The organism is Nitrobacter sp. 62-13 (assembly GCF_001896955.1).
Taxonomy (GTDB): domain Bacteria; phylum Pseudomonadota; class Alphaproteobacteria; order Rhizobiales; family Xanthobacteraceae; genus Nitrobacter.
Genome location: NZ_MKRN01000202.1, coordinates 1 through 22965, shown reverse-complemented (window position 1 = coordinate 22965; position 22965 = coordinate 1). Strand labels below are relative to the sequence as shown.

Genomic DNA, 22965 nt, shown 5'->3' with positions numbered 1-22965 from the left:
TCCGCGACATCGGCCGGGCGGTATCCGGCCCCGAGGACAACAAGCGGGCGGCGTGGGCGAACGGCGAGCGCGGCGTGTTCCTCGTCATTTTCAAGCAGCCGGGCGCCAACGTCATCGACACGGTCGACAGGATCAAGGCGGAACTGCCGAAACTGATCGCGGGGATTCCGCCCGCGATCAAGATCAAGATCATCAGCGACCGCACCACCACCATTCGCGCCGCCGTCGAAGACGTGCAGATCACCCTGCTCATCACCATCGCCCTCGTCGTGATGGTGATCTTCCTGTTCCTGAGAAGTTTCTGGGCGACCATCATTCCGAGCGTCACCGTTCCGCTGGCGCTGCTCGGCGCATGCGCGCTGATGTGGCCGTTCGGCTATTCGCTCGACAATCTCTCGCTGATGGCGCTGACGATTTCGGTCGGCTTTGTGGTCGACGACGCCATCGTCATGCTGGAAAACATCAGTCGCTACATCGAGCAAGGCGAAACGCCGATGGCGGCCGCGCTCAAGGGCGCGGGCGAGATCGGCTTCACCATCATGTCGATCAGCATTTCGCTGGTCGCGGTGCTGATCCCGCTCCTGCTGATGGGCGGCATCATCGGACGTCTGTTCCGCGAATTCGCCGTGACGCTGGCGATGGCGATCTTCGTGTCGCTCGTGGTGTCGCTGACGCTGACGCCGATGATGGCGTCGCGGTTCCTGCGAAACCAGCACGACGTCCGGCACGGCAAGCTCTATCAGATCAGCGAACGCGGCTTCGACGCCATGCTCGACGCCTATCGCCGCGGACTGGACCTCGTGCTGCGCTGGCGGCGCAACACGCTTCTGGTGTTCTTCGTGACGCTCGGCCTGTCGATCTACCTGTTCGTCATCATCCCAAAGGGATTCTTTCCCCAACAGGACAACGGCATGATCCTCGGCACGTCCGAGGCGGCGCAGGACATCTCCTTCGACGAGATGAAGCGGAAGCAGGAGGAACTGGGACGGATCGTGATGTCCGATCCCGCCGTCGCCAGCATCGCCATGTTCATCGGCGGCGGCGGCAGCGCGCTCAACAACGGCCGCATGTACGTCACGCTGAAACCGCGCGGAGAGCGCGACGCCTCGGCGCAGCAGATCATCGCGCGGCTGCGGCCCAAACTCGACAAGGTGGAGGGAGCGCGGCAGTTTCTTCAGGCATCGCAGGACGTCCGGCTCGGCGGGCGCGCCACCCGCACGCAGTTCGAGTTCACGCTACAGGACGCCAATCTCGACGAATTGAACACCTGGGCGCCGAAGGTGCTGAGCAAGCTGCAGACGCTGCCGCAACTGCGCGACGTCGCCACCGACCAGCAGACCAACGGCACCACGCTGACGCTCACGGTGGATCGCGACGCCGCCTCGCGTTACGGTATCGCGCCGCAGCTCATCGACGACACGCTCTACGACGCCTTCGGCCAGCGCCAGGTCGCGCAGTACTTCACGCAGCTCAACAGCTATCACGTGATACTTGAGATTCTTCCCGAATTGCAGGGCAAGGTCGACACGCTGAACAAGATCTACGTGAAATCACCGCTCACCGGCGAACAGGTCCCGCTCTCGGTGTTCGCGAAGTGGACGACGGTGCCGGTGCGCCCGCTGTCGATCAGCCATCAGGGCCAGTTTCCGGCGATCACCATCAGCTTCAACCTCGCGCAGGGCGTGGCGCTGGGACAGGCCACCGATGCCGTGCAGAACGCCATGCGCCAGCTCGGCGCGCCGGCCACGCTCAATGGCAGCTTCCAGGGCACCGCGCAGGCGTTCCAGCAATCGCTCGGCACCGTGCCGCTGTTGATCCTCGCCGCGCTCGTCGTGGTCTACCTGATCCTCGGCATTCTCTACGAAAGCTACATCCACCCGATCACCATCCTGTCGACGCTGCCGTCGGCGGGCGTCGGCGCGCTGGCGACGCTGATGCTGTTCGGCTACGACTTCAGCCTGATCGCGCTGATCGGCATCATCCTGTTGATCGGCATCGTCAAGAAGAACGGCATCATGATGGTCGACTTTGCGATCGCGGCCGAACGCGAGGAGCACCTGTCGCCGGAGCAATCCATACGCAAGGCCGCCCTGCTCCGCTTCCGCCCGATCATGATGACGACCATGGCCGCGATGCTTGGCGGTGTGCCGCTGATGCTCGGCACCGGCACCGGCGCGGAAATCCGCCAGCCGCTCGGTTACGCCATGGTCGGCGGATTGGCAGTCAGCCAAGTATTGACGCTGTTCACCACGCCGGTGGTCTATCTCTACCTCGACCAGTTCTCCAACTGGCTGTCCGGCTGGGGGCGCGGAGGCGCCGGACGCGATCGGAGCCTGCCGAGCGGCGCCTCGATCAAGGAAGCGGCCGAATAGCGCGGGTCTTTTGCTGCCCATGGAATTGGAAGCGAGGCTCCATGATTTCGAATAGCGCGTTTTCCTGATGAGAACCGGCACCCGCTTGGCTCGAAAACGCTGCAAGGCACGGCAAAACGAAATGCACCGCCGCCCCGCCCGCGCGCTTGCCAAGGACGGGAGCTAACGGGTAGAACCACCACGTTTTCCGGTCGCGCGTGTGTCCGCCCCGGCGATTCGATCACGCTCCGCTGACCCTGCAGAGCTTCTGGAAAGATTGCAGGATCAACGGCTTATTGGGGAATGGTGTAACGGTAGCACAACAGACTCTGACTCTGTTTGTCTAGGTTCGAATCCTAGTTCCCCAGCCAGCCACTAAACACCTGAAAATAAATGATTTTTCGAGTTTATCGGGCCTCATATCGGGGCCATTTTCATGTTGCACGCTTTGCAGAATTTCCCTTGTGTTTTCAATGGCTGACAAATGGTTCCAGAAACTCCACGCAACATGCACGCAACATGAAATGGGGGGATTTGTGAGCCGTTTGAAGCCCTTGCCATGGCCTCAGAAATCTGCGCTAATATCCGCAATCAAAAACCTAACCCCTGTGTCCGGTTCTATCCCGGCATGAATGGAGAAGGCCCCGCCATTAGATCGGGTGGGGGAAACGGATCGAGATCACCGCGACGCGCGGGGAGACGAAGGCATTAACCACATAGGGCCATCTAGGCTCGCCTCGTCACCGAGAGTCGCCCAAGCGCTTTAACCGCGCTGGGGGCGGCTTTGTATTCTTAGGCATCAAGTCGGCTCCGGCGCACAACACCCGGAGCTAGACAGAATGTCCACTGCACGAAAATCCAAACCTCATGGACGCCGCAGGTTGCCGATCGCAAAGGCCACCCGTCAGCCTGTCCGTCAGTCCCCTGCCCCAAGCGCGCCCGTCACCACAAACGACGATCCTGACGAGATCGTTTGGGGGGCCGCCGCCATCGGCAACCTCATCGGCCGCAGCGAGCGTCAGGCTTACTATTTGTTGGAGAGCAAGGCGATCAAAGGAACGCGCAAGATCGGAGGACTGTGGAGCGCGCGCCGCTCGGTGCTGCTCGCTCAGTGGGGAGGTGAATTATGAGCCGCCGCTACGGAGGAACTTACACATTCCGCGCTTCGTCTCCGGAGAGAGTACAGATGCTCTTTGCATTAGGTCGACGGGGTTCATCCCGAGCCAACTTCTACATGGATTTGTTCGGCGATCTCCGCACGCTTTATGACGAAGGAATCACCGGTGAAGCTGCCATCCGTGCATGGGCAGCCAAACGGGATTTCACCGGCTATCCGTCCGGCTATGTGGACGCTTTGGTTACCTTCGCGCCTTTCACGACACGGGAGAGGAGGCGTTCGAAATGAGCGTGGCAACCGCAAACAAGGAGAAGATCAGCAGCGACGACACTTTCGACTTTCTCAGCGACCTGCGTCCCGAAGGGCGCATTATCGCTATCACTGCGATCCCGCCAGACGGGGGGAGCACGATCACACGAAGCTTCCCCAACCCAGCTGCTGCGCGCAGATTCGTTGTCGAGCAAAACGAGCGAGGCTACGGCACTTATTACACTTTGAATGTCACCGGCCCGGTGAGCAAGAAACCATCGAAGCGAGACTTTACAGCCGCGATGTATCTGCACGCGGACATTGACCCGGCTCCTGACGAGACGTCGGACGCATTCAAACGCCGTACTTTGAAGCGACTTAAAACCTTCAAGCCAAAACCGACTTTCACAGTCGATTCCGGAAACGGCCTGCAGTGTCTGTGGGAACTGACGAAGCCGTTTCCGATTCGGAGTGACGGCGATATCTCAGCTATAGAAAGCCGCAATCACGCTCTCGCTGTGAGACTCGGTGCTGATCCGTCGACGCGTAATATTGATCGCGTCTTACGCATACCGGGCACGGTGAATTATCCGAATGCTGCGAAGAAAAAGAGAGGACGAGTCAAATGCCTCTCGCGCTATGTGAGCATAGACGAGACAGCTATCTACCGACTCGAAGATTTCCCGGAGCACGTCGAGTCCATCAAAGAGAAGCCGAAAATGGTGGAGCACAACAGTGATAACGGACTACCAAAACAGGTAGCCGCACTGCTGCACCTAAAGAACCCGGACCACGCTGGCTTCAATACGCGCAGTGGATTATTTCGCTCATTCCTCATGAGCGCACTGCGCGCCAATGTCGACGAGGGCCTGATTATAAGCACCCTCTTGAATAAGACCTATGCAGGCAAGACGATTTACGAACACATTTGCGAAAAAGGAGGACAGAAACGACATGAATACGTCGAACGGCAACTAAGCCGTGCTCGCGATAAACTAGATAAACTACCTGACAAGAGCGGCTTTCGAGAGAAGCGCATATTGACTACCCGAAGGCTCGATCAGTTTGCGCGACGGAAAACACTCTGGTTGTGGTGGCCGTTCATAGCACGTCGTGAAATGAACTGCCTATATGGCGATTCCGGAATCGGCAAATCATCCCTAGCGTATGAAATCATAGCCCGTGTTACCACCGGTAAAGAACTGCCATGCTTCGGCAACGAAGCCCCGGACCGCGCACCATTAGGCTCCGTGCTTATCATGGCTGCTGAGGATAGTCCGGAAACGGTGATTGGCCCTCGATTGAAAGAAGCAGGCGCTGACATGTCGAAGGTTCACCTCGTCGGATATGACATTCCCGACGATCCGGCGGACTTCGATCCCTATGTGGCGCTGGATCAAATTGCAAAGCAACTGGAAGAAAAAATTAAAGCAATAGGTGACGTGAAATTGGTTTACATCGATCCGATTACCGACTTTGCCGGACGGGTGAATGTCTTCTTTGATTCGGAAGCTCGCCAACAAATGCTCCAACCCTTATTAAGGTTGGCGCGCAGGTACAAGCTCGCAGTTGTCTTTGTTCTGCATACAAACAAGAAGAACGATCTGAATGCCAAGCAACGTGCCCAAGGTGCAGGGGCGTTTATCAACATGCCACGCAGTGCCATTCTCGTCGGACGAGACCCGAACGATTACGACCGGCGCATCATTGTGCAAGCCAAAACCAACCTCAGTAGGGAAAAGGCAGCAGCCTTTCGCATGACACCAACACACAGAAGCATAGCGCTCGAATGGGAGCATGACTGGGTGGATATGAAGGCCGACGACCTGCTGACAGGCGCGTCGAAACCCAACAATAAGAAAGAGAGTGCCGAAGACTTGCTGGAAGAATTGCTGGCCGATGGCCCAAAACGACAAAGAGAAGTTGTGGCAGCAGCGAAAGCAGTTGGCATCAGCGAACGTACGCTAGAGCGTGCGCGTAAGAGCCTCAAGATCAGGTGTGTAAAGAACGAGGGTGTGTCATGGTTGAGTCTGCGACGATAAGAATGGTGACCAAAACATGCGAGGCCGCCAACAACACCGCCAACGTAAGGAAACACGCCCAGTTGAAAGGCAAGCAAGGATTTGCATGTTTTTTGGTAGATTCCCGAGAGGGTGTTATTTGGCGGACTTGAACAAGAAGTCCTTTATTTATCGGGCTAACTTGCAAAAACAGGTTGGCGGTGTTGTTGGCGGTGTTGGCAGCAATCTTTTACACTGGTTATGCCAACACCGCCAACCTACACCCCCACGGATCAAACTGAAGCCGAACTGCAGAGGTAAACACACTCAGGAATCTTGGAAATTGAAAGGACTGAAACAATGACTCGCAAAACAACAGCAAAACCTCGTCGTCGTTCTTTCACCCCTGATCTAGAGCCCGCTGACGAGGCGTTCACCGAAGCCGTGCACTACCTGCAATTTGGCTGGAAAGATGTAAATGCCGAATGGGGAGGAGTAGGCACTCGCTACGAACGCTCTTGCTTCTCAAACCTAATGCGGGTGACACGCGGTTTGCCTCGACGCGATCTAACCGAATAATGATCCGAAGTGGAGTGCACGGAATGTCCTCAGCTTGGGACTACACGCAATCGCCATGGCATGACGAAAAGAGATCGGAGCGATGGCTTACATGTTTGGAGCGCACAGGTGCAGAGAACGTGCGTTACCGACTTGCGCAGACTGATGCTGGATCAGCCGGAGCTATCGCCATAGGCGTTGAACCAAAAGTCACGATAGGTTTTGCTCAAGAGTGGCTTGCATGGAAGGATAAGTGCAAATCCGAACGGGAAGATGCCTTTAGACGGACTCAGATATTCTGGACACGCTGGGCTGCGATAGTAGCCACGATCATTGCAGGTGGATCGGCAGTGAATTGGCTATGGCCCTACGTCAAGGCTGTTATCCCGTAGACCCCCCAACGAGACTCGAACCAGCCCGTCAAACTTCCCCCCGCCAAAATAGCCAACAAACGACTACTTTAGTCAACCATCGAATACTTGTATTTATTGCCAAACATCAGTCCTAATTCCGCTTGGATAAACAGATTGTACATCCGTGCATCATCATGATTCTATCATAATATCAAGTACTTATTAGAACATGTCGCAATCATGTTGCGCACAGGCTCGGGAGCGCCTACCTATCTGGGGTAGCTCCAAGAGCCTTAAACTCAGATGCCGACAAGTAAAAACAAACAGGCCGCGAAGAGCAAAGGCCGATCAAGACTGTCCAACGGACACGTTCTACCAGCGTCTGTCGACGCGCGAAGTCAATGGGCGCGTCGTTTCCGAGATTTACTTATCCAGCACGCCACCGATCTCGGTGGCCCTGATTTAATGTCCGCTGCCGAAACAGCGATCATACGACGAGCCGTAACCCTGATTACCGAGCTTGAACGCATGGAGGCGAAGTTCGCGCTGAGAGGGAAAGCCGAGCCTGCCGAATTGGACGCCTATCAACGCGCAAGTAATTCAATGAGACGCCTCCTCGAAAGCGTGGGACTACAGAGACGCTCTCGCGATGTGACGCCAAGCTTGCAGGAATATATCGCCAGCAATTATCCAGCCGAAGAAGCGCAAGCCGTCGAATCCGAATCGGAGTCGAGGGAATGATTGAACGCGTTCGCGTGGCACGCCGAAGAATTAGCAGGCAAACACAACGGTCCTTGACAATTCTCGATGCTGTCCACGATCCCGCGCTATTCCGTCCGTTCTTCAAGAACCCAAAGTCATGGGCGACATGGTTTGTAGTTCTCGCAGCTATCTTTGCTCTGCCTATGACGCCGGAGGAACTGCGCCTCTTTCAACAACTCACCGGCCGCACAGAAGCACCGAACAAGATCGCTAAGGAAGTTTGGTTGGCGATTGGACGACGTGGCGGCAAAAGCCGAATCATTGCACTGATCGCGGTATGGCTTGCTTGCTTCTTCGATTACAAACCGTACCTCGCACCGGGCGAAAGAGGTGTCGTGCAGATTATCGCCTGTGATCGTAAGCAGGCAAAAGTGGTTCTGCGATATATCAAGGCGTTTCTTACGAACACGCCGATGTTGGCCCGCATGATTGAGGGTGAAACAACCGAGAGCATTTCCCTGACAAACAACATTACCATTGAAGTCGTAACAGCTTCTTTCCGAAGCGTGCGCGGATTTACGCTGGTCGCCGCGCTCTGCGACGAGATCGCGTTCTGGCAGGGTGAGGACTCGGCCAGCCCAGATACTGAGATACTTGCTGCACTTCGTCCTGCAATGGCAACGATCCCGAACGCCATGCTGCTAGCTGCGTCCTCGCCTTATGCTCGTAAAGGTGCATTGTACGAGGCATACCAGGTTCATTACGGCAAGGATCACGATCCGGTTCTTGTCGTTCAGGCCGCTACCGCAACAATCAATCCCGTTGTCGACGCCAAGATCATAGCTGATGCCTATGAGGCTGATCCTGCTTCGGCAGCAGCCGAATATGGCGCTCAGTTTCGTCGAGATATCTCAGCGTATATTTCGAGCGAAAGCGTGAATGCATGTGTGACGAAAGGAATCTACGAACGTCCTTTCGATGCTAAACTAAGTTATCTCGGCTTCGTCGATCCATCGGGTGGCAGCGCAGATAGCTTCACGCTTGCTATTGGCCATTCTGATTATGCGCGACAGACCGTTGTGATTGATTGTCTTCGCGAGCGGCAACCGCCGTTTAGTCCGGAATCCGTTGTCGAAGAGTTTTGCAGAACGTTGAAGGATTATCGCGTCACGACGATTGTTGGTGATCGATATGCAGGTGAATGGCCTCGCGAAGTTTTTGCGAAATGTGGAATCAGGTTCGAGCAATCCGCGCAACCGAAAAGCTCTCTTTATAATAGTCTACTGCCGTTGATTAATTCTGCACGCATTGAACTGCTCGATAACCCTCGACTCATATCTCAATTGACGGGACTGGAACGTCGAACAGCACGCGGCGGCCGCGACAGCATTGATCATGCTCCGAACTCGCATGACGACGTCGCGAATGCCGTTGCAGGGCTTGCTTCACTCGCCAACCAATACGGCGGATACGATACCTCATATTCTTGGGTTGACGGTGACGATAACGACGACGCTGCTTCCGCCGCGCGTGAACAAAGGCGTCAGCGCATAATCGCAGCTATGAACGGTGAGTTCGACGGCGACCATACTACGCCAGCACACCCAACTTTATCCGACGAGGATTTAGCCCGCTACGCAGCACCGATTCGACTGCCATGGTGAAGAACGTTTCTTGAAACTAACAGGAGTTCGAAGATGAAAAAAGGAACCAGATTTTATCGCAATGCTGACGGCGTCGAACTTAGCGAGGACGAGGCGCTTTCAAATGGGGTGCTGCGCGACGGCGTTGTTTTATCGGTGCCAACCGCAATGCGAGATTCGATCACGCGGCAGCGGGCCGCTGCGAAGCGCGCCGTCCGCGTCACAGACGCGTTCGGTGGCGAAGCCGGTCGTCGCCCCGGATTCGCATTCGCTGTGAAAGATCAAGCCGCGTCTGACGCAAAACGGGAAGCATATCAAAATTATGAAGCTCGCGTAACGAACCAATGGCGCGATCAAGGCGAGAGCGACGACGACGTCAACGAGTTTTTCGCCAGTAATGGCGATTTTATCGAAGGTGCCGTTTGTACGGTCAAGGGGCCGGATTATCCGGACGACTACGGCTCACCCGGACATATTCGCGACGGCGTTTGCGTACCAGATCGCCTAGGCCAGCGTGATGGCCTGAGCATTCGTGACGCTGTGCGCGAACATCGCAAACGCATGGAAAGTGTTTATCGCAAACATGACACGCGTCTGAGTAACGCGTGGCGCGAGGGTTGATCAATGTCGGCGGATCGAAGACTGGCCAGAAGGGAGGTACAAATGAACAATTCCCCGGAATCGACAAACGAAGAATACTCACTTGAGCAGCGCATTTCGGTTGCGCTCAGTGATGAAAACGCCAGCAGTGCGGCGTTGACTAAATTGATTGACGAAGTCGAGGCTGCTGCCGCCGCAGCAGATGTTACCGCGACTGCCCTCCGATCTGAATCGCTTGATCTAGTCCTGACGCCCGATGTAGGCGATGCGCCTCAGCGAATCGTTCATGCCGAGATGACCCGTGACCGGCTGAATAACATAATGCCAAAATTGCGGGACAAATTAAGCGATGCTCTTTACGCTGAACAGTGCGAGCGCTGGTATGCCGATTGCGAGCGCGTCCAAGCACGCCTCGAAGAAGCAGTGTCGGCATTTCGGGAGTACCACGAGCATGCGCAGGCGATTGCTGATATGTTTGCGCTCGCAGCAAACGTCGATAAGGAGGTTGATCGCATCAACGCCTCCGCGCCCGACGGGGTGCACATGCGGCTCAAGCCCGTCGAACTGCAAGCGCGCGGTCTAGACCGCTTCGACCGAAATCATCCCTCATTGGCTGCTACCGCCGAACTGGGCTGCTGGGACGATTCCAGCCGCAAAGTTTGGCCTCTACGGCATTCCAATTCCCTCGCGGTTGCGGTTGCCGCGAGCATGTCCGTTCTTTATCATCCGGGCGGCGCATGGGCTGAGCCGGAGGTCCAAGCGAGACGACGAGCAGAAATCGAAAAGCAGCAACGGGAGATTGCCGCTTATCACGAACGGACAACAAGCGATCAGGAGGCAAGGATAAATCGCGAGGAGCGCGAGCGCTTCGCCGCCTTGCATAACCATTAACATCCAATTTCACCGGGGTGGCCTGTCGTACTTGTCGAGTATCGGTGTCGACTGCTTTTGAAGCATGGGCGACCTTCTCATTACGCGCGTTGCCGCGCGGCCGACGATTTCCTCGACGAAGCCCCGCCATGCCGCAAGATCGTCGAAGTCGCGAGACGCGCGCAGCAACAGGGTGTCTGCGAGCGCTCTTTTGAGATGGCCATTCTCCCCTCCACGCCTCTCGGTCGAGCCTGGCATCTTCCCCTCTCGCGAATCGATTCCGGCCCACCTGATACACCGGGGATGATTTGCGGGCGATTATCCGCTACCCATCGTCAAACAAAGGGAATCACTCACGGGGCTTACAAGGGGCAATTGATGGCGCAGGATAATGGGACGAATGCGTCCATCTACAAACATAACCAGGAAACCGTGCAGCGTCCCGATGCAGGCGTCGAAGCCCAGTTCTCGAACAAGAAGGGGCCAAAGACCTACCGCTATGACTCCAGTTTGGCACCGGAGCTATCATGGGACGAGAGCGCCGACCGCGCCTTTGCCGAGTGGCTACTGGTGCTGGTCGCCGACGCAGCGGAAAAGGGAGAGACAACAGTCTTCTCCGCACCGCAGGTGTGGGCGGGCAATGGGGAAAGCTTCTCGTCGCTGTCCCAATGTGTGGCCCGCCTTCGCAGCCTGACCAAGCCCTTCCTCAATTGGACCGGCAAAGCCGAGCGGCAGCAGGTGACCGTGCCCACGCTGCCGCTGTTCGTCCACGAGCGGCACTCAACGCAGGCGATCCTGGAAACGTTGAAGTCGCACAAGGCGCTGGGCACCAACCTCGACCTGTTCGGCGACACTGGCCTCGATGTGGCCGACAAGCTGGACGCCTACGAGCACAACGGACCGTGGACTAACCGGCTCATCCTCGGCGACTCATTGCAGGTGATGAACTCCCTGCTCGAATACGAGGGCATGGGCGGTCAGGTGCAGATGATCTATTTCGATCCGCCCTATGGCGTGAAATTTGGATCGAACTTCCAGCCGTTCGTTCGCAAGAACAAGGTCTCCGACGGCTCCGATGACGACATGATCCGCGAGCCGGAGATGGTCAAGGCATTTCGTGATACCTGGGAGTTGGGTCTTCACTCATATCTTACCTACCTTCGCGACAGACTGCTGCTTGCCAGAGAATTGCTGACCCCATCTGGCTCTGTCTTCATCCAAATTTCCGATGAAAACCTCAGCCTCGTAAGAGATGTGGTAAGCGAGGTTTTCGGCTTAGAGAACTACGTCGTTACGATCCCCGTTAAGAAGAAAGGGAGCCAGAAAGGCGGTCTAATCGACCCAGTCAACGATTATCTGGTCTGGGCTACCAAAGACAAAGAACAGCTACGCCGAAAATACAATCAGCTGTTCGAAAAGGCTCCACTGGACAGCGATTTGATTGAGACGTTTCGCTACGTCGAACTTCCTGATGGGACCGAGCTGACAATTGTTGAGTTGGAAAAGAGAGAGAGCAAACCAGATCGGTACTATCGCGATAACCCAGATCTTCTTTTCGTCGATTTTCCGGGAGCACGAGTATTTACGTCTGAAAATTACACAGGCGGTAAGCCGGGAAAATCGCAGGCTGTAACATACACGTTTAAGGGACGAAAATTCGATCCCGGAATCAGCAATGGTCTCGGCTGGAAAACCGATGCCGTGTCAGAAGATGGTGGTCCATCGGGAATGGACAAACTGGCGAAAGCCAACAGGCTATTCATTGGGAAAAACCAACTTCGTTACAAGCGTTATCATGACGATTTCGGTTATCGCGCGATATCCAATTGGTGGGATGGTTTCGGCGGAGCAAGCGATCCCATTTACGTTGTACAAACGAACGAACGAGTCATCGAACGCTGCGTTTTAATGACGAGTGATCCAGGTGACCTCATAGTGGACATAACCTGTGGATCAGGGTCTACCGCCATAGTAGCGGAGCAATGGGGGCGCCGTTGGATTACTTGCGATACTTCCCGTGTGCCGATTGCGTTGGCGCGGCAACGACTACTAACTGCGACTTTTCCTTGGTACAGGCTGCGCGATCCGGCCCAAGGACCGAGTGGCGGATTCGTTTACGAACGCAAGCGAAATAACAAGGGCCAAGAAACGGGTGGTATGATTCCCCACATCGTGGCCAGCACGATTGCCAACGATGAGGCGCCGCTCATGGAGACGCTTGTCCATAGGCCAGAGCGGAATAACAAGATCACCCGAGTCACGGGAGCCTTCACGGTTGAGGCGACCATTCAAGCTGCGATTATTCTCGAAGAAGAATCAGGAAGCGCTTCGCCCCGCGGGATTGCAGGAAATCCACGCGCCTACCTCGACCGCATGATCGAGTTGCTCCGCCAGAGCAAAACCCTGCACCTGCCTGGCAATGTGACCCTGCAACTGGAAGCGATCAGCCCGCTTGCCGACCGCGAGTATCTCCATGCCGAGGGCCTCGCAAAGAACGGCAGCGAGAAGCGCATCGCCTTCGTCTTCGGCCCGGAGGACGGTGCCATCGGCTCCGAATACGTCTTCAACGCCCACACCGAGGCCTTGCAGCAAGGCTTCCAGCAACTGTTTCTCTTCGGCTTCGCCATCCAGGCGAAGGCTCGTGAGATGCTGGACAAGCTGAAAGTCCCGACCACCTATGTGGCGGTGACGCCGGACGTGGTCATGTCCGACTTGCTCAAGACCAGCAAGACCAGCGAAATCTTCTCCATCACCGGCCTGCCGGACGTGACGGTGGAACATGCCGGAAAGGAGAGGGACGGAACGCCACTCCACCGCGTCGTCATCAAGGGGCTCGACATCTTCCGGCCCGACACCATGGAGACGGACGAGGTCAAGGCCGAGAACCTGCCGTGCTGGATGCTCGACGGCAACTACAACGGCATGGTGTTCATGGCGACGCAGGTGTTCTTTCCAAAGACCGGCGCTTGGGAAAACCTGCAAAAATCACTCAAAGGCCAATTTAGCGACAGCGTTTGGGAGCATCTTGCCGGAACGGTAAGCGAGCCCTTCGTGCTCGGCGACAAGAAACGCATCGCCGTGAAGGCCATCGACGAGCGTGGCAACGAGCTGATGGTGGTCAAGTCCGCCGAGGGTGGCCACTGATGCCCGCCGCCCCGCAACAGGAGCCACCGATCGTCGCCGAGGTGGACTCGCCGATTATCAATTCGCCCTTCCGCGAGCCGGAGCATTACTGGCAGATCGAGCGCGGGAAGCCGCCGGTCAAGGCCGAGGGGCGCCGCCGCGCCAGCTACTTCTACCGCGTACCGGAACATGTCGGGCGCGGGAAGAAGGGAAAGAAGCAAGCCGAACTGTTCGACGACGCCAAGGGCGAGGAAGTCGAGCTTGAGATCGTCAATCTCATCCGCGAGCGGGTGAAGGAGTGGCGCGACGGCGGACGCTCCGGCGGCGTTGCCTATGACGGTGCATCGCCGGTAACCAAGGAGCTGCTGGAACTCTGGCGCAGTGGCGACCGGATGCAGCGCCTGTTCTTCGCGCAGATCGAAGCGGTTGAGACGATCATCTTCCTGACCGAGGCCACCGACATCTATCGGAAAGGCGTCCCGGAAATTCCGAAGGACGAGCCCGGCTTGGAATCCAAGGCGGCCGGCGTGCGCGCCTTCCTACGCTACGCCTGCAAGATGGCGACCGGCTCTGGCAAAACGACCGTGATGGGGATGCTGGCCGGGTGGTCCATTCTCAACAGCGTAGCTTCGCCGCGCGATGACCGCTTCTCCGACACGATCCTGATCGTTTGCCCAAATATCACCATCCGCGAGCGCTTGCAGGAATTGGACCCGGCACTCGGCGACCTGAGCCTGTATCGCACACGGCAACTGGTGCCGCCTCACCGCATGGAAGAACTGCGCCGTGGCGAGGTGATGATTGCGAACTGGCACCGCCTTGCAAAGAAGGAAACGAACACTGTTAACGGCGACTCCGCCAAAGTCGTCAAGACCGGCGAGCCCGTCGAGGTCGTGAAGTATGCCGGCAAGGTCAACGCGATGGTCGAGACGAAATACTTCGAGTCCGATGCCGCCTGGTTCAAGCGCATCCGCCGCGAAATCGGCAGCGGTAAGGGTCGAAGCTCGCACTGGCTAATTTTCAACGATGAGGCGCACCACGCCTATCGTCGCGGCGACAGCACGACCGAGGATGAGACTCTCGACGACGACAAGGACCTCGCCAGCAAGAACGAGCGCGAGGCAACCATCTGGATCGAAGGGCTCGACCGCATCAACAAGCTGGCCGGCGGCAGCCGGAGGCGCGGCATCCATCTCTGCATCGACCTGTCAGCGACGCCCTTCTATATCCAGGGCTCCGGCAACGATGTCGGCAAACCATTCCCTTGGGTGGTCTGCGACTTTGGCCTGCTCGATGCGATCGAGTCGGGCCTTGTGAAGATTCCGCAGTTGCCCGCCCGCGACGTGACCGGGGCGTCGGAAGCGGCATATTTCAACATCTGGCGATGGGTGCAAGCCAAGGCGAAGGAAGATGGCCTTGGCACCACCATCACGCCGGAAATCGTCATGAACTATGCCAGCGCCCCCATCAATCTTCTGGCGGCCGAATGGCATCAGCGCTTCCTTGAATGGGAGCAGTTTTCCAAACAGCAGCAGAAGCATCCCGTCCCGCCGGTTTTCATCGTTGTCTGCCGTGATACGGCCGTCGCGCGTGAGGTGCATTCTTGGCTCGCCAACGGCAATGATAGCTATGGCGTCTCGCCTGCGTATTTCCGCAACCCTCCCGGCCAGGAGGTCACGGTCCGCATTGACTCGAAGGTGATCGAAGACATCGAGGCCGGCGGCACCAAGGACGAGACGCGCCGGCTGCGCTTCATCCTCGACACGGTGGGCAAGGCTGAGTGGCCTGGCGGCAAGGTGCCGGAGGACTGGTCGGAGCTTGTTCGCAAGCACAACGATAAAGCCGCGAACGACGACAATGACGGATCGCTGAAATGGATTGATGAGCGCATTCCGCCGGGGCGCGATGTGCGCTGCATCGTCTCGGTGGCGATGCTCGCCGAAGGCTGGGACGCCAACACCGTGACCCACATCGTCGGCCTGCGTCCGTTCGGATCGCAGCTTCTCTGCGAGCAGGTCGTGGGTCGCGCCCTGCGCCGCAAGAGCTATGCGCTCAATGAGGAAACACAAATGTTCGCCGAGGAGACCGCCAAGGTCTTCGGCGTGCCATTCGAGTTGATCCCGTTCAAGGTCTCGCAGGTAGGGCCACAGCCGCCGCAGCCAGACCCGAACCATATCTATTCAGTGCCCGAAAAGGCCGAGTATGAGATCAGCTTTCCCATCGTGACCGGTTATCACCAGTCGGGAAGCCTCGATGTCTCGGTCGATTGGGATCAGGTGGCGAAAGTCACCATCGACCCTATGCGTATCCCGCAGCTCGTCGAGCTGACGCCGCTCACCACGCCAGACGGCACGCTCGCGGCCTACGGCCCCGGCGAAAAGCCGGTGCTTTCGTTGAAAGACTGGCGCGCCCTGTTCCGCGACCAGCAGGTCGCCTTCCGCCTTGCGCGGGAAATCTGCCTGCGCTGGCAAGCCGACAACGGCGCGACCGTGGTGCCGATGCAGCAATTATTCCCGCGCGTGGCCTTTGCCGCCAAGCGATTCCTTACCGAGAAGCTAGACAGGAAGGGCGACAGCCAGCCCTGCGACGTGCTTCTCGTCGGCGAATATATGCAATCATCCATCGCCGCAATGCTCGATGCGATCAAGAAAGGCGCGTCAACAACCGATGCCGAAGTTGCGATCATTCCGCAAGGGGCATCTGGTCGCGGCAGCACGCTCCATGTCGATTTCCATACAACGAAGCCGATCTATCCAGTCAATCATTGCCACCTGAACGCTATGGTCGCGGACACCCAAAAATGGGAGCAGAGCGCTGCCTTCGTCCTCGACACGCATCGCGGTGTAAAAAAATGGGTGAAGAATGACCGGCTCGGCTTCTTCATCCCGTATCGCCGACGTGGACTGCTTGCAAAATATATCCCCGACTTCATCGCCGTGACTGACAAGGGCGAGAACGTGATCATAGAGATCAAGGGACAGGCCAATGATGATGCGGATACCAAATCCAAAGCTGCACGGCGATGGACCGACGCCGTGACCCGGCCCGGTTCACATGGAACTTGGCACTATCTCTTTGTCACCGATCCTGGACGCCTTGGGCTGGACTTGAATGCTCACACTGAGGCGGCTTGGGATCAGGGCGAGTTCGAGCTAATGACATAGCCTGCGAGCTTCGTCTCAGTCTTTCAGGATTTTGGCTTTTCGGACGGTAGCCCAGACCATCCTCGAATGCCCGTCATTGGATGCACCGATAGAAACATCGACTGATCGGGTACTGTCATGTTTCGACACTTATGGTCTAGTTTGTAAACGGGAGTGGCCTAGTTTGAATTAAGGAATTGCTTACCATTTCAGGTGTGGTCTCGCTCCGAAGGAGACGGGACAATGAACGATCACGAACGATGCGCGTGGGAGACCATGCGAGCTTGGCAAGAGGCGCGCGACGTTTGCGAGCCTGGGTCAAAACAATGGGAAGATTTGGATCGCGAGTTTAGAAAAGCGGAAGCCGAACATTATAGAGTGAAGGATTAGGCCGCCTCAGGGGGCGGCCTCGTTCGTTTCTGGCCCTTGATGCTCTTGTTCTCCGGCCATGGCCCTTACCTTTCCGCCGGGCGGCGGGTCTTGCACATCCTGCGCGCCTGCTCGGCCGTCGAACCAACGCCCGCGCCGGTGGCCATAGCCGCCGAATGAAAATGGAACTTTGGAACCCAATCTTCCGGGCTCTGGCAAGGCGTTTAAATCGCCCGACGTGGCTTCGACAGCGATTCTGGTCGGGTTCCAGTATCTTGCGCGGCTCTCTCTCAACATGCATGGACGGGCTTCTGTCGCCAAAACATAGAAGGGAAGGTTCCACGGAACTTATCCATGAGTTTGAACGCGAGAGCGCGAGACCGAATCGCGCGCGAGTCCGGATCATGCGCAAAACAATCCTCGAAATCGATTGGCTTAGTCCGAAGCAGCCGATCATCGTCGGAGTTAAGGACGGCGAGACGCAAGATTGCCTCTTGGTTGCTCATGCACTCGCATACCCGCCTTCGGAAGGCCGCACGTTGCTAATACGCACGGTGCCAACCTGTCCGCCCACTTAGAGACAATGCCTTCTAAGCCCATACGACAGACGCGCTCGAAAATGACAGCCGCGTCCTCGTCCAAGTGCTCGGTACTGGAGCGACGGGGCCCGTTTCACCAAGAAGCTTCCTTAGCCTCTTCTTGCGCTTAAGCAGGGGCAGCTCCCGCAGAGATCTTCGCCATTGAGTCTCAGCAAGTCGAAGGCACAGAGCACAGCCTCATCGTCGTGCAGGCGATGTGAAGCTTGTTGAAGTCGGCGCGCCCGTCAGCCGCTAGGCACGCTACTTCGCCGTCCAAGACGACGGATGTAAACATCGAGCCTCACAAGCCCCGCGACCGCTACGCAAACGCCAGTAGGACGAGGTCAGTACGCCAGCTTCTTCCACCCGAACGCGTGAAGCTGTTGGACGCCTGCGAACGTGCTGGCTGGCGACCGCATCGAGCGTATGCAGCGGATTGGAAGTTGGGCGAGGCGGCGCTCAACGCGGAACTGAGCAGTTTACTCAAAACGCACACCTAACCAACTTGTCATCTGCCGTTCACTGTCCCTTCCGATGCGGCTTCATCCCGGCCGACGAGGAATAGCGCGCTACAATTTCTGCATGACGACGCTGGCGGTGGTAGAGTGGGCAATCAAGAAATACGTGGAAGAATATCCGAATTTCCTTGATTGGCCGCCCTATGTCTTTGTCGAGGTGCTGCCGGTACTCACCGACCAAACAAAGTTGCGCGATCTCCAACTGCTCCGGCTTCATCTGGCCGTGGCCAGGGAATGCATACTGCGGATCATCCGCAATTTCTTCACCCAATCGCGCAACTGCGTCGGATCAACCCCAAGGTCTTCTGCGGCCTGCGCACGCGAGGAACGAAAGTCGGAAAGGAAATGCGTGGTACCCCATGTTGCCTTCCCGCCCGCCTTGAACTGTGAGACCGGAAGCGAGCAGAGTGACACCGCACTTGGGCATTGGCCTGAACACGGACATCCGTCGCATTATTTGCAAGTTTCTTTCATTGCTGAAACCGCAGAAGTCCTGTCACTGTAGTCTCCGACGAGTCCTCTCTCATTATGCCCGCTCCGATCGAACAACCAGTACCAATCATAGCTCCCGCCGGTCACGCGGTAACGGTGTTGTTTCACCACGATAGCGTCGAGATAATCGCTGTGAGCGCAAAAATTCAGTACGATTAGATCATTGGCAGGGATGACATAATTTTCTTTTTTCTCGCGAAGGTCATATGAATGCAATGCAGATGATGTCACCCAAGCTGGTGAGAGAAAAAAAAGCTGCTCGCCCGTGGAGGTAAATTGCTTTTCATTGAAGAAGCAAAGTTGGTCCGACGCGCCATTACCAGCATGCCCGAGCAGAAGAACCTCCTCCGCCGAGCCATCAACATTAACACGCCTAAGTTCGTCAGCCATGGGGCCGGAAATGCAATCCTCCTGCGAGGACTGACCATTAGAGCGCGTGAAAACCACGAACTGCGCATCTGGCGCAAGTACTGGATCAGAATCTCGACCGGAGAAAGTCAATCGACGTTCTTGATCGCCAACCTTGACATACACATTCCCCCGTCTGACGTAAGCAAAAGAGGCGTTGGGCGACGGCTGATTAGACAGAATGATGCCAAGCCTCTTGCATCCTTTCGCGAATTCTCCGATTTTTTCAGGTTCTTCGAGATTTTTTGCAATTTCCGGCAAGCTTTGGTGGTCTTTAGCAAAGCCACGGCAGACACTTCGCAAATATTCAGGACCAGACTTAATCCAGCACGATGGCGCAGGAGAACACGCGAAGGTGGTCGCGGGCATGAACAGTAAAGTCGCAGCCCCAACCAGAATTGATACTTTCATCCTGATGTTCCTTAGCTTCTTTATCGGCTCAGGTTTACCGTCGCAATGCGCAGACGCCAACCGAGATGGCGTTTATCGTGGTATCCAAATGTCCGTTTGCCAACGGGGAATTGACGGTCGTTCGTCGTGCGGGGCTGGGGCGGCTCGCTGTTTAAGGAGAATGCGTCGGCGCGATGCTCCCAAAGTCTTAAAGATATATTCTTGATATTTCTTTTTAGGGGTATAGTGTTTGCTTACAGCGAGGTTCGCGAGTTCCTCCCTCGCTGCAGACTGAGGGGATTGCAATCCCAGCGATCCGGCACTCGACGCTCATGGGGGTGCCGGATCGCTTCCTCATCTTTGCATTCAAGCCACCGGCTGGTCCCGCAAAAGAGCCGAGAAGGGATTTCCAATGAATACCGTCGAGCAAGATCAAAGAGACGCCGAAGACTCTGCCAACGATCAGACAAATCCTCGTGCCAGTGTCAGCTTGGTGCCGATGCTTGTGGCAGGGGTTGCTCTAACTTTCGGCGGGATGATTGCCGCTCTTGTTTTCACTTCGGTGACTTAACCGCTGCAAATCGTTTGCTGAAATCTGTGTCAGTGAGATCGATCCTCACATGCCCGCCGCCTTGCAGTCCCGGATTGCTTCGGTGACGGAAAGTTTCGGATGATGATGCATAACTCGAAGAACCGTGTCTTGATCCTCTGGAGGGAGTTTTTTGAGTCGCCGTTGGTCCAACTCGCTTAACGACCTGAGCAGTTCTTCCAGATGCGGTTCGAACAAAGTACCCTTACCTCCTTAGCCTCCCAGTGGGATGACGTTGACTTCGGGCGGGTTGACGATGCGGTCGACGAGGGACTAACCCAACAATAATTTCTCCCCCGCCGCCAACTCCGCAGCATGATCGTCCCCTGACGGAAACAGATGGCCGTAAACGTCGAGCGTCATTGCGATGGAGGCATGGCCCAGCCGCTCCTGCACCACCTTGGCTGGCAATTCCAGACCGCCGTCGACCTTTCGGTTGATGCACCATGACGCGAAGAAATGCCGTAAGCAATGCAGGCCGCTGTACTTCGCCGCCATGATCGGCTTTCCGTCTTTGTCAAGCTTCGGGTTGCCTTGCTCATCCAGTTCGGGCGTTACAATACTCGCCTTCTTCATGGCCGGTTTCAGTTGTCGCTCTAGGATATTGCGGTGCGCCTCGACATTGCCTTTGCCGTTCGGAAACACCAGCCACAGCCTGCCCTCTTTCTTTGGGCATTGCAGCTTCCATTCGCGTAACGCCTGCACCAGTCCGGGGGTGAGAGGTAAAGTGCGCTCGCTCGCCTCCGACTTCGGCACACCCATCTGATTGTGTTTGTCGGCGCGTCGCACCACGTGCAATTCTTTTCTAGTCAAATCGACATCGATCCACTGCAAGCCGCGCAACTCGGAGGCGCGAAGGCCGGTGAACACGGCGGTCAGCAGCAAAATACGAAACGAGCCGGTTGCCGTAGCGAGTAACGAACGCACTTCGTAAGGAGTCGGAATGTCGACACCGACTTTCAGCTTTCTCTTCTTTTTTCTTCGCGCATCACTATTGCCACGCGACTCGCGCACCGGGTTGCGGACAATGTGTCCGCGTTTCTGCGCATCAGAAAGCAGCGCACCCAGTGACACGCGCACGGCACGCACCATGGCCGGTGACCTCCCCTCCTCCCGCAATGTGTCTTCGAAAATGCAAACGAACGGTACGGTGACCTTGGACAGCTTCACGCGCCCGATGAAAGGCACGATGTGCAAGTCCACATGCTGCCGATATTGATCGAGCGTGCCGTCCTGCAAACGGGACTTGCAACGCGTGATCCAGTTTTCGGCCGCATCCTTGATCGTGAGGCTGGTACTTTCAGGGACGTGAACGCCCTCGCTGATCTGCACCGTAGTGGTTGCTGCAAACGAATCCGCGTCGCCCTTTCGCTTGAAAGTCTTGAGGCGTCGCCCGCCCTGCTGATCCACATAATCAACAACCCATGCTTCGCGATGCTGGCCCGTTTCGGTGGCCCAAACGCGCTTACGGACAGACATTGAAACCTGCTGAGAAAGGGTTCGCAATATTTGTAAATATATGGGACCCGATCCCGTCGATGCAACATGAATGCAACATATCGACGGATTTATGAGCAATATCAATACCTGATCGAAGACTCTGACTCTGTTTGTCTAGGTTCGAATCCTAGTTCCCCAGCCAGCCTCTATTCTCCTCCTTGCAGATCAAAGACGTCGAACGCGCAGCCCGAACTTTCGGCAGCAACCTCCGTCACCCGGCAGCCCGCCCGCGCCGCGCCCCCCTTGCGGTTAACGAACCGCTAATTTCCGCGAGCGAAGCCAGATCCGGGCGACCCGCGTCCTCAAAGCCTATTCTCCAATGAAATCAGTATGACGCGCCGAACCACGCAACGCGCATGGCAGATCTGTCATGCTGCCCGAGAGGGTCCGGGTTTAACCGTTTTGACAATAACTGCATGCGACAGTCGGGGTCGACAGCACAAGAATTGTGATCGGAAAAATGCTTCATTCGACTTCCGCCACCTCATTCGGACGCGTGATTTCGGTACGCGGGTCGCAGGCGCGCGTCGGTATTCTGAAGACCAGCCGGATGTCCCCCGCCGCAGTGCGCGCCACGGTGGGACGATCCGTCAGCCTGCGCAGCACGACCTCCACGATCGTCGCCATGATCACCGAGGTCTCCTGCGAAAATCTGCCGTCCTCGGACGAGTTCATGGCAAGCGCCTCTGTCGACCTGCTCGGCGAAATCCTCGACAGCTCCGGTTCCCGCCCCCGATTCCAGCGCGGCGTCACCAACTATCCGGCGATCGACGACCCGGCGGACCTGATCACGAACCAGGAACTGCGCACCATCTACACGCCCAACGGAGCGGATCAGATCGACATCGGCACGCTGCAGCAGGACCAGTCCGTCATCGCCTATGTCGACATCGAGGAAATGCTCAGCAAGCATTTCGCCGTGCTCGGCTCAACCGGCGTCGGCAAGTCGAGCGGCGTTTCGCTGCTCATCAACGAAATCCTGAAATCGCGGCCCAGTCTCCGCATCTTCCTGCTCGACGTTCACAACGAGTACGGCAGGTGTTTCGGCGAGCGCTCGATCGTCCTCAACCCGCGCAATCTGAAATTGCCGTTCTGGCTCTTCAACTTCGAGGAAATCGTCGACGTCCTGTTCGCAGGCCGGCCCGGCGTGCCGGAAGAACTCGACATCCTCGCCGAGGTGATCCCGATCGCGAAGGGAATCTATACGCAATATCAGCACGCCGACCGCGTCGGCCTCAAGCGCGTCGATCCCAAGAGCGTGGGCTTCACCGCCGATACGCCCGTGCCCTATCGACTGGTCGACATGATCTCGCTGATCGACGAGCGCATGGGCAAACTCGAGAACCGCTCGTCGCGCATCGTCTACCACAAGCTGATCTCGCGCATCGAAACCGTGCGCAACGATCCCCGCT

General features: G+C 56.9%; 15 protein-coding genes, 1 tRNA gene and 1 pseudogene. 13 read left to right on the top strand and 4 right to left on the bottom strand.

The features are described 5' to 3' along the window. From BGN91_RS16035 to BGN91_RS15985, 11 genes are all read left to right on the top strand, one after another. A partial coding sequence (locus BGN91_RS16035) for an efflux RND transporter permease subunit (RefSeq protein ID WP_292614853.1) occupies positions 1–2372 on the top strand: 2372 nt, incomplete at its 5' end. A gap of 276 nt (positions 2373–2648) precedes the next feature. Further along, positions 2649–2722: transfer RNA gene (locus BGN91_RS16030), tRNA-Gln, on the top strand. Positions 2723–3190: 468 nt separating this feature from the next. After that, on the top strand, positions 3191–3481 hold the full coding sequence (locus BGN91_RS16025) for a hypothetical protein (RefSeq protein ID WP_292614852.1): 291 nt from the start codon (positions 3191–3193) through the stop codon (positions 3479–3481). Between the two features lie 56 nt (positions 3482–3537). Beyond that, the gene (locus BGN91_RS16020; protein WP_292614851.1) at positions 3538–3756 is read left to right on the top strand and encodes a hypothetical protein; all 219 of its coding nucleotides are present in this window, start codon (positions 3538–3540) and stop codon (positions 3754–3756) included. Next, positions 3753–5759 carry an AAA family ATPase gene (locus tag BGN91_RS16015; RefSeq protein ID WP_292614850.1) on the top strand — a complete coding sequence of 669 codons (2007 nt, stop codon included), beginning with the start codon at positions 3753–3755 and terminating at the stop codon, positions 5757–5759. Before BGN91_RS16020 ends, BGN91_RS16015 begins: the two co-directional genes overlap by 4 nt. A gap of 1172 nt (positions 5760–6931) precedes the next feature. Beyond that, positions 6932–7369, top strand: a complete 438-nt coding sequence (locus BGN91_RS16010) for a hypothetical protein (RefSeq protein WP_292614848.1) — start codon at positions 6932–6934, stop codon at positions 7367–7369. Beyond that, on the top strand, positions 7366–8994 hold the full coding sequence (locus BGN91_RS16005; protein WP_292614846.1) for a hypothetical protein: 1629 nt from the start codon (positions 7366–7368) through the stop codon (positions 8992–8994). Before BGN91_RS16010 ends, BGN91_RS16005 begins: the two co-directional genes overlap by 4 nt. A 33-nt stretch (positions 8995–9027) precedes the next feature. After that, a complete protein-coding gene (locus tag BGN91_RS16000; RefSeq protein ID WP_292614844.1) occupies positions 9028–9594 on the top strand; it encodes a hypothetical protein in 567 nt (188 codons plus the stop codon). Positions 9595–9636: 42 nt separating this feature from the next. Then, positions 9637–10464 carry a hypothetical protein gene (locus BGN91_RS15995; protein WP_292614842.1) on the top strand — a complete coding sequence of 276 codons (828 nt, stop codon included), beginning with the start codon at positions 9637–9639 and terminating at the stop codon, positions 10462–10464. 357 nt (positions 10465–10821) lie between these two features. Beyond that, complete coding sequence (locus tag BGN91_RS15990; protein WP_292614840.1) at positions 10822–13587, top strand: site-specific DNA-methyltransferase; 2766 nt, start codon at positions 10822–10824, stop codon at positions 13585–13587. Then, a complete protein-coding gene (locus BGN91_RS15985; protein ID WP_292614838.1) occupies positions 13587–16730 on the top strand; it encodes a BPTD_3080 family restriction endonuclease in 3144 nt (1047 codons plus the stop codon). The genes BGN91_RS15990 and BGN91_RS15985 overlap by 1 nt, the downstream gene beginning before the upstream one ends. A 1628-nt stretch (positions 16731–18358) precedes the next feature. Here the strand turns inward: BGN91_RS15985 and BGN91_RS15980 are convergent. Then, a pseudogene (locus tag BGN91_RS15980) lies at positions 18359–18492 on the bottom strand (IS3 family transposase); the annotation flags it as partial. Between the two features lie 135 nt (positions 18493–18627). Then, positions 18628–19485, bottom strand: a complete 858-nt coding sequence (locus BGN91_RS15975; protein ID WP_292614836.1) for a hypothetical protein — start codon at positions 19483–19485, stop codon at positions 18628–18630. Positions 19486–19876: 391 nt separating this feature from the next. Here BGN91_RS15975 and BGN91_RS15970 point away from each other — a divergent pair, with 391 nt between their 5' ends. Further along, the gene (locus BGN91_RS15970; protein ID WP_292614834.1) at positions 19877–20035 is read left to right on the top strand and encodes a hypothetical protein; all 159 of its coding nucleotides are present in this window, start codon (positions 19877–19879) and stop codon (positions 20033–20035) included. Between the two features lie 291 nt (positions 20036–20326). Here BGN91_RS15970 and BGN91_RS15965 read toward each other — a convergent pair whose 3' ends face one another. Then, on the bottom strand, positions 20327–21532 hold the full coding sequence (locus BGN91_RS15965) for a site-specific integrase (protein WP_292614831.1): 1206 nt from the start codon (positions 21530–21532) through the stop codon (positions 20327–20329). Between the two features lie 486 nt (positions 21533–22018). Further along, positions 22019–22228, bottom strand: coding sequence for a hypothetical protein (locus BGN91_RS15960; protein WP_292614829.1), 210 nt, complete (start codon positions 22226–22228; stop codon positions 22019–22021). On the opposite strand from BGN91_RS15960, the gene BGN91_RS15955 reads away from it, so the two are divergent. Next, a partial coding sequence (locus BGN91_RS15955) for an ATP-binding protein (protein WP_292614827.1) occupies positions 22227–22965 on the top strand: 739 nt, incomplete at its 3' end. The genes BGN91_RS15960 and BGN91_RS15955 overlap by 2 nt on opposite strands.

Coding starts and splice junctions, on each gene's coding strand:
- BGN91_RS15995 (WP_292614842.1), top strand. CDS start 9,637: ATGAACAATTCCCCGGAATCGACAAACGAAGAATACTCACTTGAGCAG.
- BGN91_RS15960 (WP_292614829.1), bottom strand. CDS start 22,228: ATGAACTCGTCCGAGGACGGCAGATTTTCGCAGGAGACCTCGGTGATC.
- BGN91_RS15975 (WP_292614836.1), bottom strand. CDS start 19,485: ATGAAAGTATCAATTCTGGTTGGGGCTGCGACTTTACTGTTCATGCCC.
- BGN91_RS15990 (WP_292614840.1), top strand. CDS start 10,822: ATGGCGCAGGATAATGGGACGAATGCGTCCATCTACAAACATAACCAG.
- BGN91_RS15965 (WP_292614831.1), bottom strand. CDS start 21,532: ATGTCTGTCCGTAAGCGCGTTTGGGCCACCGAAACGGGCCAGCATCGC.
- BGN91_RS16015 (WP_292614850.1), top strand. CDS start 3,753: ATGAGCGTGGCAACCGCAAACAAGGAGAAGATCAGCAGCGACGACACT.
- BGN91_RS16000 (WP_292614844.1), top strand. CDS start 9,028: ATGAAAAAAGGAACCAGATTTTATCGCAATGCTGACGGCGTCGAACTT.
- BGN91_RS16010 (WP_292614848.1), top strand. CDS start 6,932: ATGCCGACAAGTAAAAACAAACAGGCCGCGAAGAGCAAAGGCCGATCA.
- BGN91_RS15970 (WP_292614834.1), top strand. CDS start 19,877: ATGAATACCGTCGAGCAAGATCAAAGAGACGCCGAAGACTCTGCCAAC.
- BGN91_RS15985 (WP_292614838.1), top strand. CDS start 13,587: ATGCCCGCCGCCCCGCAACAGGAGCCACCGATCGTCGCCGAGGTGGAC.
- BGN91_RS16005 (WP_292614846.1), top strand. CDS start 7,366: ATGATTGAACGCGTTCGCGTGGCACGCCGAAGAATTAGCAGGCAAACA.
- BGN91_RS16020 (WP_292614851.1), top strand. CDS start 3,538: ATGCTCTTTGCATTAGGTCGACGGGGTTCATCCCGAGCCAACTTCTAC.
- BGN91_RS16025 (WP_292614852.1), top strand. CDS start 3,191: ATGTCCACTGCACGAAAATCCAAACCTCATGGACGCCGCAGGTTGCCG.